This window comes from Paraburkholderia fynbosensis, from assembly GCF_902859935.1.
Classification (GTDB): Bacteria; Pseudomonadota; Gammaproteobacteria; order Burkholderiales; family Burkholderiaceae; genus Paraburkholderia; species Paraburkholderia fynbosensis.
On record NZ_CADIKI010000005.1, the window covers coordinates 216,829 to 229,247 of the forward strand.

The 12,419-nt window shown below is 60.5% G+C and carries 9 protein-coding genes; 6 read left to right on the forward strand and 3 right to left on the reverse strand.

The features are described 5' to 3' along the window. Nucleotides 1–54: 54 nt before the first annotated feature. Entirely contained in the window at nucleotides 55–1,437 is a 1,383-nt protein-coding gene (gene cysS, locus HV770_RS10635) for a cysteine--tRNA ligase (protein WP_175159590.1), read from the reverse strand. Between the two features lie 483 nt (nucleotides 1,438–1,920). Further along, the gene (locus tag HV770_RS10640; protein WP_246290819.1) at nucleotides 1,921–3,123 is read right to left on the reverse strand and encodes an NHL domain-containing protein; all 1,203 of its coding nucleotides are present in this window, start codon (nucleotides 3,121–3,123) and stop codon (nucleotides 1,921–1,923) included. A gap of 1,393 nt (nucleotides 3,124–4,516) precedes the next feature. On the opposite strand from HV770_RS10640, the gene HV770_RS10645 reads away from it, so the two are divergent. The 6 genes from HV770_RS10645 (at nucleotide 4,517) to HV770_RS10670 (ending at nucleotide 11,456) form a co-directional block, all read left to right on the forward strand. Continuing rightward, nucleotides 4,517–6,334, forward strand: a complete 1,818-nt coding sequence (locus tag HV770_RS10645) for an alkaline phosphatase D family protein (RefSeq protein WP_175159346.1) — start codon at nucleotides 4,517–4,519, stop codon at nucleotides 6,332–6,334. A gap of 466 nt (nucleotides 6,335–6,800) precedes the next feature. Continuing rightward, nucleotides 6,801–6,998, forward strand: coding sequence for a hypothetical protein (locus tag HV770_RS38550; RefSeq protein WP_246290821.1), 198 nt, complete (start codon nucleotides 6,801–6,803; stop codon nucleotides 6,996–6,998). Nucleotides 6,999–7,371: 373 nt separating this feature from the next. Beyond that, nucleotides 7,372–9,267 (forward strand): FAD-binding monooxygenase, encoded by a 1,896-nt coding sequence (locus HV770_RS10655; RefSeq protein ID WP_175159347.1) that lies wholly within the window; start codon nucleotides 7,372–7,374, stop codon nucleotides 9,265–9,267. 21 nt (nucleotides 9,268–9,288) lie between these two features. Continuing rightward, nucleotides 9,289–9,729, forward strand: a complete 441-nt coding sequence (locus HV770_RS10660) for a MarR family winged helix-turn-helix transcriptional regulator (protein ID WP_175159348.1) — start codon at nucleotides 9,289–9,291, stop codon at nucleotides 9,727–9,729. A gap of 259 nt (nucleotides 9,730–9,988) precedes the next feature. Then, nucleotides 9,989–10,390 carry a GFA family protein gene (locus HV770_RS10665; RefSeq protein WP_121324703.1) on the forward strand — a complete coding sequence of 134 codons (402 nt, stop codon included), beginning with the start codon at nucleotides 9,989–9,991 and terminating at the stop codon, nucleotides 10,388–10,390. Between the two features lie 238 nt (nucleotides 10,391–10,628). Continuing rightward, nucleotides 10,629–11,456, forward strand: a complete 828-nt coding sequence (locus tag HV770_RS10670; protein ID WP_175159349.1) for an IclR family transcriptional regulator — start codon at nucleotides 10,629–10,631, stop codon at nucleotides 11,454–11,456. 31 nt (nucleotides 11,457–11,487) lie between these two features. On the opposite strand, the gene dapA is transcribed toward HV770_RS10670, so the two are convergent. Then, nucleotides 11,488–12,396, reverse strand: coding sequence for a 4-hydroxy-tetrahydrodipicolinate synthase (gene dapA, locus HV770_RS10675; protein WP_175159350.1), 909 nt, complete (start codon nucleotides 12,394–12,396; stop codon nucleotides 11,488–11,490). Nucleotides 12,397–12,419: the final 23 nt, after the last annotated feature.

The window sequence follows — 12,419 nt, forward strand, 5'->3', positions numbered from 1 at the left end:
GGACGCACAGCCGCCAATCTTTCGAGCGTCACCGGCAGCCATCCCCAAGTGTCGTCATTCCTTTGACATCCGGGTTAGTCGTACCCCGCGCTCACCGTCTTCGATTTGCCATCCCAAGGCTCTCAATGTGTCACGTAGGCGGTCGGCTTGGGCCCAATCGCTGTTGGCGCGCGCCTTCACGCGCTGCTCGGCCAACGCAGCAATGTCTGCCGGGATATCCCGCTTGTCCGGCTGCCAATCGGGCAGTCGCAACCCAAGTACCGAATCGAAGCTGTCAACGGTGGCCCGTCGCGTGGCCGGCGGCAAATCGCTCCTCACCAGATCCCACAGCACGGCTAGTGCGCGGGGTAGATTCAGATCCTGATTGACCTCAGCGTTGAAGCGGGCGACAAAACGCTCATCCGCCGTACCACCGGTGGGCCAACTCGCATAGACGTTGCGTAGCCGGTCGAGCGCGACCCTTGCGGCTTCAAGCGCATCCCAGTTGAAACGCAGGGAGCTTCTGTAGTGCGCCGTCAAGCACAGGTAGCGATACGCCAGCGGATCGACTCCGCGGTCGACCAGTGTCTGCAGGCGGAGGAAGTCACCGCCCGCCTTGGACATTTTCGTAGCGTCCAGTGTAAGGAAATGGCCGTGCATCCAGAAGTTGGCGAGCCGGGTACCGTGCGCGGCTTGCGTCTGCGCGATTTCGTTGCTGTGATGCACGGCGATGTGGTCTTCACCTCCGCAGTGAATATCGAACCAGGACCCCAGGTACCGGGCCGACATCGCCGAGCACTCGATGTGCCAGCCGGGAAAGCCGCGTCCCCATGGGCTGTCCCATTCCATCTGTCGCCGGGAATCAGCCGCGCTGAATTTCCATAGCGCGAAATCCGTGACGCGCCTTTTCTCGCCTAGTGCAACCCGCTTGCCGGCTTGCAGACCCTCATGGTCGAGGCGAGCCAGAAAGCCGTAGTCGTCCTGCTTGCTGGTGTCGAAGTACACGCCATCTGCAGTCTGGTACGTGTAGCCGGCGCGCTCAAGGGTGACAATGAAGGCGACCTGATCCGCGATATGGTCGGTTGCCCGACACCAGACCGAAGGCTCCAGCAAGTTGAGCGCTCGCCAGTCGATCAGGAAAGCCTCTGTATAACGCTCGGCGATCGCCCATGCCGACTCTCCGGTTCGCCGGCTTCCTTTCTCCATCTTGTCTTCGCCGTCATCGGCATCGGAGACCAGATGGCCAACATCGGTGATATTGACGACGTGCTGCACGGGGTAGCCGTTTAGCATCAGGACGCGCCGCAGCACGTCTTCGAACACGTAGGTCCGCAGATTGCCGATATGCGCGTGGTCGTACACCGTAGGCCCGCAGCAATACAGGCCGACGTGATCGGGTTGTATCGGCTTGAAGGGGCGCACGGCGCGCGACCAGGTGTCATACAGGACGAGTGGCATCGGAATTTTCGCGTGGTGAGCGATCGTGAAAAACAAAAAGGCCACCGGTTTCGCAACGGGTGGCCAGTTGAGGCTTGGACGTGACGCAGATTGGCGCGCTAGACGCAAGCTCCCCCTGGCAGGCCGTGACAGCATGCGTGGACAAGGCGGAAGAGGGAACGGGCGTAAGCGAGCATGAAAGGCATGTTAGAGCCTGCCGCTCCGTAGGTCAATGTCAGTGAGCGGCTGCTTTCGAGAGCCACTGTCGAGTGACGGCTTGTGGCCGCGCACTGCCTCATGCAAACAGCGTCGGCGGCCCGTCGTCCCTCCGTGTCGTTCGACAAAACGCGACCCCAGGCAGACGTCCAACTTGCCCAACCGCGATGGCCGTCTGCTGAACCGAAAGGGAATAGGCGACGTCGCGAGACCGACATGACGCGCGAAGAATGCCGGCGCCGACGCTCCCGGCGAGCAACCGATCAAACGCCATACTTATACTTAAGCTCAATCTTTGCCACCATCGTCTCGATCGTCGTCGAGGTGGTAACGTCGTTCGTCCCGACAGTCCCATCGGTGATAGCCGGGCAGCCCATCAATCTTGCGGATCCGGACGCCGTCGGCCACATACAGAGCACCGTCATGCCCGAACGCAAGCCCTCTTGGTTGCATCAGCATTGCCTGCACGGCCAGACCTCCGTCACCGGAGTATCCCGCCGTGCCTGTCCCAGCGATAGTCTCAATGGCTCCTGTCTCCCTGTCCACCTGCCGGACGCGGTAATTAGCGCTATCGCTAATGGTCAGGTTGCCTGCGCAATCGGCCGCAATATGCGAGGGATAGTTGAGGAGCGCCTGCGTCGCAGGCTGGCCATCGCCGTTGTAGCCCGCCAGGAAAGCAACCCCTGTCGTGCCCGGATAGACACCCGCCACGGTCGTGAACGTCTGACGCCGTGCGTCAAGCTCACGAACGGTGCTTAGAACCGAGTCGGCAAAGAACATGTCATCCTGCCGGTTGAACGCCGTAGTGATGTAATACAGGAAACCGGCTGCCATCGCAGGCCCGCTGGCCGGACCTGCTCCGTTTATGCCGCCGCCCACTGCAGTCGTGATGATACCGGTGCGACGATCGACGCGGCGAATGCGGTCGTTGCCGGAATCGCTGATGACAAGGTTCCCGTGGCGGTCGAAGGCGATGTCCGTCGCGTTGATCAATGCATCACTTGCAGGGCCGCCATCTCCGGAAAATCCGCGTTCGCTTCCGCCGACTACCGTGCGCATCGTTAGCGTCTGACGATCGACGCGCCAGATCCGGCTGGTCGATCCATAGTCGGCGATATAGACATCGCCGTGCGGTCCGACTGCGACCCCTGTCGGATAGCCGAGATTTGTCGCTGTCGCCTTCAGCCCTTCGCCGTTATAGTCGGTTTGACCGGTACCCGCGTAGGTCGTGATGATTCCTGTCGCGTGATCGATGCGCCGGACCACGTGGTTCACGGGCTCGGCGATAAACAGGTTTCCGCCGTGGTCGAGAGAAAGTCCCTCGGGAGCGAGAAGCGCTGACGTAGCCAACCCTCCGTCACCGGCATACCCTTGCTCTCCGGTACCGGCCACCGTGGCTATTGTTTGTGATTGAGCCGCTGCTGCCAGAGGCACGACCAACAGAACGATCCGGGCCAACTTGAAAAGGCCCGCACAAACGGAGTGTTTCATCGCTGGACTCCCGAGGTTATCCCCGCTCAATCGGCTCTCACAACATCATCCAGGTTATGGTGAGCGCCATCCGTTTTCCGCCAGGCGTTCACCGTCTACTGAGCAAGCTGCCACCAGCACGGCATGCGACGCTACTGCGGGCATGACCCATATCCCGTTAGGCCCAAAGTTCTACGCGGAGCCAAAGCTGGCGGGGGTACTCATCTGAGCGCCGGCCATGTAGGCGCCGCCTAGTGGAAGTGTGCCCGCAGCGAGCGTTGCATGCGCCAAGGCCAGGCCGGTGAGGGAACTGCCGATGATGAACCACAGGCGTCCCTTTGAATGCCGACGACGCAGCGCGCGTTGCGTAGGAGGTAGTTGTGAGGGGCACACACCCTCTCCTTTCCGCGCGGGACACGGAATGGCTGACGACGGCCGCAAAGCCAGCGTGAAACGCGTTAACCGTCGTGTCTGAAGAATAGCTGCTGGCTTCGCAGACGCTTGTCCATATCTCTGCGTTTTGCGCCTTTTATCTGCACACGGTCGCCAAGCGTTCTGATCGACATGGTGCTGGAGCGGATGCTCTGGAGCACTGCCCAACCCCACCCGATAGAGAAGACTCCTAAGCCGGATGAGGCGAGGCTGCTGGACGCTATCGCGGGTTGGATCGAGAAGCGTCCGAGAGTTCTTTCGGAAGCGGTGGCTTTGCATCCGCGTCTGCCCGATACGTCATCGAATTCAGGAAATGCTCCTGCATTCACTCCTTGACCCTTTCACTCTCGACCCCGTTCCACAACGCGTTGATCCCGTCGCTAACAACGTCGGCGAAAACACCTTGCTGCGGTCGATAACCCGATAACAGTGAGCGGCGGCCGAAACTCCCCTGTCTCGTGCGGAGCCCGCCGCATCCTCGGTCCACAGTACGTCTAACTCGTCCTCTTCGCTCTCTACAATTGTTGGTTGCTGCATTCGCAACCAACCATGCGTCAGCTATCGTATGACGGCGCAGCAACGGCCCGCTTCTCCAGGCGCACGCTTGCCCTTGACTCGCCAGCCACACGCTCGGAATTAAAAAGAGGCCAAAAAGAACAAAAGGAATCGCGCATGACCGCCACTGCCGGCGAGACAAGCACCCGGTTGCCGCCGTGTAAAGTTGCCAGTGCGATGGCCAACAGCCCGGTCGTTTCGGTAAATCGTCTATGGCCCCGGTTGCCGCTAAAGACGTTGCTTGACAGACCTACCAGCGGTTTATAGAAATGAAAGCGTCGGGCGCGAGAGTAACCGGCCGAACGCTCGCATGCACCACTGAATTCATCGCCAGGCGCGAGGCGGGCATTGCCTGACATCGGCGACTGATGCTCGCCCACCAAAGCCGCGCATCGACTTCGCCATGTATCGCGTACTGAGGACTTCCATGGACCGTCGGCGCTTTCTCTCACTTTCCGCGTTCTACACCGTCGCAGCCGCTGCTGGCTCTTTGGCCGCCTGCCATTCCGGCGACGACGACAACAATGGACCCGCGCCAAACCCGGTGGGTATGTATGTGTTCCCGCAAGGCGTGGCGAGCGGTGATCCGCGTGACGTGTCTGTCGTGTTCTGGACTCGTTGCATAGCGAATCCGAACAACACGGCGAATGCGTCGACTCCGTCTAACGTGCCTCTGCTGCTTCAGGTCTCCGCACGACCGGACTTTGGGCAGCTTGCCGCAACGGTACAACTCACTGCAATCCCCGACTACGACTACACGGTTCGCGCCAAGGTCACTGGACTTCAGGCCAAGACGACCTATTACTATCGTTTCGTCGCGGGCAGCGACGTCAGCCCGACGGGCACTACGCTGACGGCAGCCGCTGCCACTGAAGCGCTACCGCAACTGCGCTTCGCGTGGTTTGTGTGCCAGAACTGGAGCGCCAATCACTGGCAAGCAATGACGCTGATGGCCGCAGAGACGGATCTCGACTTCATCGTGCACCTGGGCGACTACATCTACGAGACCACTGGCGCGGCCGCGCAGCCAGGTCCCGCTGAGCCCGCGCATCCGATGATCACGCTACCGGACGGCCTGCCGCTGCCGGGTGGCGGCACCTACGCGAACACGCTGGCCGACTACCGCACGCTGTATCGCACCTATCGCGGCGATAAGCGGTTGCAGACGGTGCATGCGCGCTTTCCGGTAATCGCGATCTGGGATGATCACGAGTTCTCCGACGACTGCTGGCAAGACCATCAGACCTACACGAACGCGAACCTCCAGCAAACCGCGCGCCGCCGCAACGCCAATCAGGCATGGGCCGAGTATCTGCCGGTCGACTGGGGTGACGTGTCGTTCGATCTGAACAACCCTGCCTACAACAATATCCGCATCTATCGCGACTTCCATTTCGGCTCGCTGATTCATCTCGTGATGACCGACGAGCGGCTCTATCGTGACGATCACGTCGTGAGCGAAGCGGCGATCGCGTCCTTGCTCGGACATGATCCAGTGAACGGCAATGATTTCGTAGGCTCACGCTACTTCGTGCCGCAACCCGTCCTCGCGCAATCCGAGGTGCTCGATACCCAGCAACTCGGCCGTGTGCCCTCGATCCTTGGCACCACACAAACACAATGGTGGAAGGAGACTTTGCAGGCGTCTACCTCGACATGGAAAGTGTGGGGCAACGAAGTAATGATGAACCGGATGTGGCTGGATCTGAGCGCCATCGCGCCGGCGCCCGACAACGTCGTGTTCGTGCTCGACTGCGATGCGTGGGACGGGTATCCGTCGCACAAGGCGGACCTGATGTCGTTCGTGAAGACGCAAGGCATCACGAATCTCGTCGCCGTCACGGGCGACCTGCACGCTTTTCAGGCAGGCGTCGTGCGGGACGTGCCCAATCCCGCGACAGGCACCCCGGTGATGGTCGATCTGATGTCGGCCGGCATTAGCAGCCGGCCGTTCTTCGCGGATGCGCGGGTCTACGCGGCAGGCATGCCGCTCGCGTCGCTGATCAGTTCGTCGGCAGCGTTCGATGCGTTTATCATGCAAAACAACCCCGACATGCACTATGCGGATCACGACGGCATTGGTTATGCATCGGCAACGGTCACGCCGACGCAGTTTGTCGCGATCTTCAACAAGGTGAAAGGCCTCAACCCGGACGCCACGGCACCGGCATCGCCGCTCGCAAAGCGCACGCGCGTGACGATCAACTCCGGCACCGTCGCGGTACAGGTGGAGGACAACGTCTAAACGTCTAACGACTATCCGTCGGATCGCACGTTCTATGCGGACGCCAATGCCGTCGTCCGTGAGAACCGCCGTACCGCCGACTCGCCCTCTCGCGTCGGACAGCAATCGACCGAGGGCGTGTCAAGACTCCAAATTGCCTGGTTTTCGGGTGCCGCTTCACCCCTGCCCAAGTGCCGCAAAGCCGATACACAGCATTCTCGCGGGTCGACTTTCGCGCGCAACGTCGAAGCCGCACGTTTTTTTCATCTGGGCCGAACAGCAATCGGCGGCCTCACTTCGGTGCTTGCTTCATGGTTGACCCAACGCACCCACGTTCGCGCCGAGTAGCGGGCGCATGACCGCGTCCGGCGTCAGGAGCTCTATAAGGAGTTCATCGAGGAAGCAACGAAGTGCTATGTTGACGCGCTGCAACACAATGAACCGGATCTGAACTCGATCGGCAGCCTCTACGCCAAAAATCAGCCGCATGCGAGTCCAGTCTTCGAGCGAAGTCGCGGATGAGGCGGAAGTTATCGGACGCAAGATCGTCGACACCTACCTCGCGCCAGACAAGTCGTTTATCGAGATTCGCGAGATGCTCGCAGACGGTTCGATCGACATCCGCAATAACTTCAGCGACGCATGCCGCGCGGAGTTCGCATCGCTTCGCGCGCAGCTGGAATAAAGCACGCTCACGTTCCGTTCAACGCGGCGGCCTGAGTTCGACGGGTCGCTCGGCCCGATACCCGCCGCCGAGCGCCTTCGTCAGCGTAATTTCCTGGCTGAGCATCCGCCCGTTAAGCGTGAGTAATGCGACCCGCTCGGCAATCATCGGCCGGCGCGCGTCGAACGCCGAGAGCCGGCTCGTCAGACCTCGCTGGTAGTGCCTCGACGCTGTCCCGCGTGAACGCAACCGATTCGATCCCGCGAACACATACCGCCAGGCTACCCTTAGTTTCCTAAGGGTAAACCGCTATAACACACAAAACGATTGAAATAGTTGGCATACGGAGTATATTTCTTCCAACGCGATAAGCACCAACATGGAGGAAGACATCATGCAATTTCATCTCAACGGTTTTCGTGTCGGCGACCCAGGGATCGAACCCGCCGCCGAGAATATGCACGGCCCCGAGATGCCCGACCAGGTCGACGTTCTGATCGCCGGTTCGGGACCCGCGGGGCTCGTCCTCGCCGCTCAGCTATCGAAATTCCCTGGCATCACGACCCGCATCGTCGAACGCCGGTCAGGACCGCTTTTGATGGGCCAGGCAGACGGCGTCGCGTGCCGGACCGTCGAGATGTTCAATGCGTTCGGCCTCGCCGAGCGCTTGCTGCGCGAAGCATACTGGGTCAACGAAACTGTCTTCTGGCGTCCTGACGCCGACGCGCAAGGCGCGATCCGGCGTACCGGACGTGTTCAGGATACCGAACCAGGCCTTTCCGAGTTTCCGCACGTCATCGTCAATCAGGCCCGCATCCAGGACTATCTGCTCGATGTGATGCGGCTGTCCCCGCGGCGGCTGGAGCCTGACTACGATCTCGAAGTCGTGGCCGTGGAACGCGATGATGTCGGCGAGTACCCGGTGCGGGTCACGTTGCGTCGCACTGATGCAACGCGGCTCGGCGAGGAGATATGCGTGCGCGCCCGCTATGTCGTGGGCTGCGACGGCGCGCGCAGTCGAGTGCGCGCCGCAATCGGACAAACGTTGCGCGGTGACGCGGCCAATCACGCATGGGGCGTGATGGACGCGCTTGCCGTCACCAACTTCCCCGACATCCGGCTGAAGGTGGCTATTCAGTCCGCCCGCGAAGGCAATCTGCTCATCATTCCGCGCGAAGGTGGCCATCTCGTGCGCTTCTATGTCGACCTCGGCGACGTAACGCCTGAAAACCGTGACGCGATCAAACAGATTACGGTTGACCGCATCATCGCGACCGCACAACGGATTCTGCATCCCTATACGCTCGACGTGAAAGAGGTCGCATGGTTCTCGGTGTACGAAGTGGGACAGCGCCTGACCGACCGTTTCGACGATTCCGTCAGCGCAGATGGAGTCGATCGTGACCCTCGCGTGTTCATCGCCGGGGACGCCTGCCATACGCATAGCGCCAAAGCGGGCCAGGGAATGAATGTTTCCATGCAGGACGGGTTCAATCTCGGCTGGAAACTCGCTGCGGTTCTTCAGGGACGCAGCAGCCCCGCTCTGTTACGCACGTATTCCGGCGAGCGCCAACCCATCGCGAAGGAGTTGATCGAGTTCGACAAGGAGTGGTCAGCGATGATGGCGGCGCCACCCAAGGATCCAGCCCGGCCGGAAGCAGGCGGAGTCGATCCCGCTGAATTGCAGGCGTACTTCGTGCGCGCAGGCAGGTACACCGCGGGGGTCGCGACCCGCTACCGCCCCGGCATGCTCACGGGAGGGTCGACTTATCAGGCGCTCGCGAGCGGCTTTACGATCGGTACCCGGTTCCACTCTTCACCGGTGGTTCGCATCGCCGACGCCAAGCCCGTCCATCTCGGACATGCCGCGCAGGCGGACGGCCGCTGGCGCCTGTATGTTTTCGCCGATGCCGGTCAAAGAGCGTTCGATGCGTTGTGCGACCATCTCATGAACTCGCCCGATTCCATCTTGCGGCAAATTACGCCCACCGACACCGACCCGGACAGCGTGCTTGATCTGCGTGCGGTGCTTCAGCAAGACCATCGGGAGGTGTGTCTGGAAGAGTTGCCTCGTCTGCTGCTGCCATGCAAGGGACGCTACGGCCTTATCGACTACGAGAAAGCATTTACGAGCGACGCGGTGACTGATATCTTCGACGAGCGCGGCATCGACCGCGAGCGGGGCGCAGTGGTTGTGGTCCGCCCGGACCAGTACGTTGCTCACGTTCTACCGCTGAACGCCTACGCGGAGCTGAGCACCTTTCTGCAGCCCATTTTCCGAATCAATTAACCTGCGCGGAACACTGCGAAATTGCCAACAAAACCCGATGACCTCAAAGGGCTTGCCCGACACACAGGCAGCCTGGTACGCCGCGCTCAGCAGCGACACCTGGCGGTATGGCTTCGCGAGGTTTCGGCTGAGGTCACGAGCGTGCAATACGCGGCGCTCGTCGTCCTTCACGAGACGCCGGGCGTCAACCAGCGACAACTCGGCGACGAGTTGGACGTGGACCGTTCCACGATTGCCGATCTGGTTGCACGCATGGTGCGAAACGGCCTGATCGAGCGGCAGGACGACCCCGCCGACAAGCGCAGCTATATCCTGTTCCTGACTTCAGCAGGGAAAAAGCAGCTCGCCATGTTGCGCCCTCGCGTCGACAATGTCGATCGTATCCTCACCGCCGCGCTTTCTCCGCTGGAAAGTGCTGAGTTGCGACGACTGCTCGCGGTTTTGCTGTCGGAGCGCGCGTAACATTCCCGCACGGCCGCTTCGTTGCCTTGCATGAAGCAGAGAAGGGCCGGTTCACGAATTTCACCCTCGAAACGATTTATCAGGCTCGCACCAATTTCACGCGCAATATTCAGCCAGTTTTCTCGGAAAGAATTAAATGTCCTATATTGTGAGCTAATTCAAAATTCGGCTATTGGACATCGACCTTGGACCCATCAATAATCATGGACGTGCTATTTCCCAATCCATTTGCGACGTGCGTACGGCCTGAAAAACAGCCATGAAACCATTGCTTGCCGGCGGATGCCTTTGCGGTGCTGTCCATTACTCGGTAAAAGACGAGTTCATCTACGCGTTGAACTGCCACTGTTCAAACTGTCGGCGTGCGACCGGTTCAGCGTTCAAACCATTCGCGGGGATCGAGCGCGACAAGTTGTGTATCACCCAGGGCAAAGACAACCTGTTGATTTTCGGTGACGAACGAGCGTCGCACGATGTGCACTGCAAGACATGCGGCAGCCTGATGTTCTCAGTGGTTCGTCACGGAGAGTTCGTACACGTCACTTTGGGAACGCTCACCGACACCCCCACCATTCGCCCCACTGCTCACATTTTTGTGGGTTCAAAGGCAGCGTGGCATGCCATCACCGATCAACTGCCACAGCACGAAGAATTCGACTGAATGGTTAGACGCTGTCGCACCGGACTATCGGTTCAAATTCGCGACGTGATCGAACTCTTTGCGCCGGCCTGATGCGCGAAATCATCCGCGCCACCGTCTCCTCGCATGGTCGAACGCAAGAGTCGTATTGGGTAACGAAGACACCTTCATTCCTCACCAAGGAATAAATTCCCGCGAATATTTTTAGCACTGCAATTGGACTACAATCAAACGTATCGCAATACGATCGTTTGAATCAATGCCCAAGGCCTCTTCCGCAGCGGCGCCAGCGTCGCGTGACGCGTCTTCCGAACGCTCTTCCCTGTTCATCGGGTCTACCGAAAAGACATTCCGGGTGCTCCACGCGTTCGATGGTGCGAGTCGCCACATGACGCTTGCCGACATTGCCAAAGCATCGGCGCTCGACCGAAGCGCCACGCAGCGCATCGTCTATACGCTGGAAGCGCTCGGTTACCTGTTGCGTGTGCCGGAGACGCGCAATTACCGGCTCACCACCAAGGTGCTTCAGTTCTCTTACAACTACATCCGCGCCAATGAACTGGTCGACAAGGCATCGCCCTATCTGCTGGACATTAGCCGCCATCTAGGCGAGACGACGAATCTGCAGGAAATCGACGGGAACGAAATCGTGTTCGTCGCGCGCTTTCCTGGGCGCCATCTCTTCAACGTCGACATTGCATTAGGGGCGAGGCTGCCGGCTCTCTTCACCGCGTCCGGCACCGCCATTCTTTCGCGCCTGCCCGAGAAGCAACTGAAGGCCATCATCGCGCAAACACGGCTCGAGCGGATGACGCCGTATACGGAGATCGATCCGAAGAAACTGCTCGAACGGATACGGCAGGCATCGCGCCGGGGCTATGCCATCATCGAGAACGAAACGGTGTTGGGAGATATCTCCGTTGCCGCACCCATCACGGATCACGGCGGCGCCGCGGTTGCGGCGATCAACATCTCCGTGCCCACGACTCGCTGGACAGTGGAGCGCGTCGAGGCGGAATTGGCCAAACATGTTCAGGTGGCCGCGACCTCGATCTCGAAGTCGCGCCTGCCCGCCTCCCATCGCTAACGCGCGACGCGTTAGGGCAAACCTCAGCGCGTCACTCGCGTCCCTCGAAAACAGCAAGCTGCTTCTTGAGCTCGGCGCGCAGGTTATTCGCCAGCGTCGCGTCGGCACGCACGAGCGGGGCAAGCACGTCGGGGGCATGCACGCCGATGAGATCCATCACCGACTTCATCGGACCGGGGTTCGTTTCGGCGAAGGCCAGGTTCATCAGCGGAATCAGCGTGCGATGCAAAGCAAGCGCTTCCTGGGTCTTTCCCGCGCTGGCGAGTTCGTAGATACGGCGCCACGCACTCGGCAATAGAGAAGCAGTCACGACGATACCGCCACGCGCGCCTGCCGCGATATGCAGCGGGAACAAGGTGTCCTCGCCGCTCAGGACCGCGAAACTCTCATCGACACCCGCCACTACGCGCAGGAAATGCCACATGTCGGTGTTGCACGCCTTCATGCCGATGATACGTTCATGCTGCGAGAGTTCATGAATCACTTCCGGCGTGATCGCAATGCGCGTCCGGTACGGAATCTCGTACAGCAGGATCGGCACCGGCGATTCATCGGCATAGCGCATGAAGTAGTCGCGGATGCCGGCCTGCGTCGGGTTGGTGTAGTAGGGCGTCAGGACCAGCAAGCCATCGGCGCCGGCCGCGGCGAAGTCTTTCGCCGCCTTGATCGCATCGTGATACCCCGGGTCGAGCACGCCTGCGATGACGGGCACGCGGCCTGCCGCTTCGCGCGCCGTGACTTCGACCATGCGCACGCGCTGCTCGCGTGAGAGCGCGCCATACTCGCCCGTGCCGCCAAGCGGCAGAACTCCGTCGGTGCCCTGCGCGAGCAGATAGCCCAGCAGCGCGCGGGTGGCTTCGACGTTGATCGTGTCGTCCGGGTGCACCGGGGTGGGAATAGCCGGCAAGATGCCGTGCAAGGATTGAGACGTCAACGACATACGGATTTCTCTTTGTTTGAAAG

Bases quoted from the DNA above. Each gene is read 5' to 3' on its own strand.
- cysS (WP_175159590.1), bottom strand. From the start codon at position 1,437: ATGCCACTCGTCCTGTATGACACCTGGTCGCGCGCCGTGCGCCCCTTC.
- HV770_RS10640 (WP_246290819.1), bottom strand. From the start codon at position 3,123: ATGAAACACTCCGTTTGTGCGGGCCTTTTCAAGTTGGCCCGGATCGTT.
- HV770_RS10645 (WP_175159346.1), top strand. From the start codon at position 4,517: ATGGACCGTCGGCGCTTTCTCTCACTTTCCGCGTTCTACACCGTCGCA.
- HV770_RS38550 (WP_246290821.1), top strand. From the start codon at position 6,801: ATGCGAGTCCAGTCTTCGAGCGAAGTCGCGGATGAGGCGGAAGTTATC.
- HV770_RS10655 (WP_175159347.1), top strand. From the start codon at position 7,372: ATGCAATTTCATCTCAACGGTTTTCGTGTCGGCGACCCAGGGATCGAA.
- HV770_RS10665 (WP_121324703.1), top strand. From the start codon at position 9,989: ATGAAACCATTGCTTGCCGGCGGATGCCTTTGCGGTGCTGTCCATTAC.
- HV770_RS10670 (WP_175159349.1), top strand. From the start codon at position 10,629: ATGCCCAAGGCCTCTTCCGCAGCGGCGCCAGCGTCGCGTGACGCGTCT.
- dapA (WP_175159350.1), bottom strand. From the start codon at position 12,396: ATGTCGTTGACGTCTCAATCCTTGCACGGCATCTTGCCGGCTATTCCC.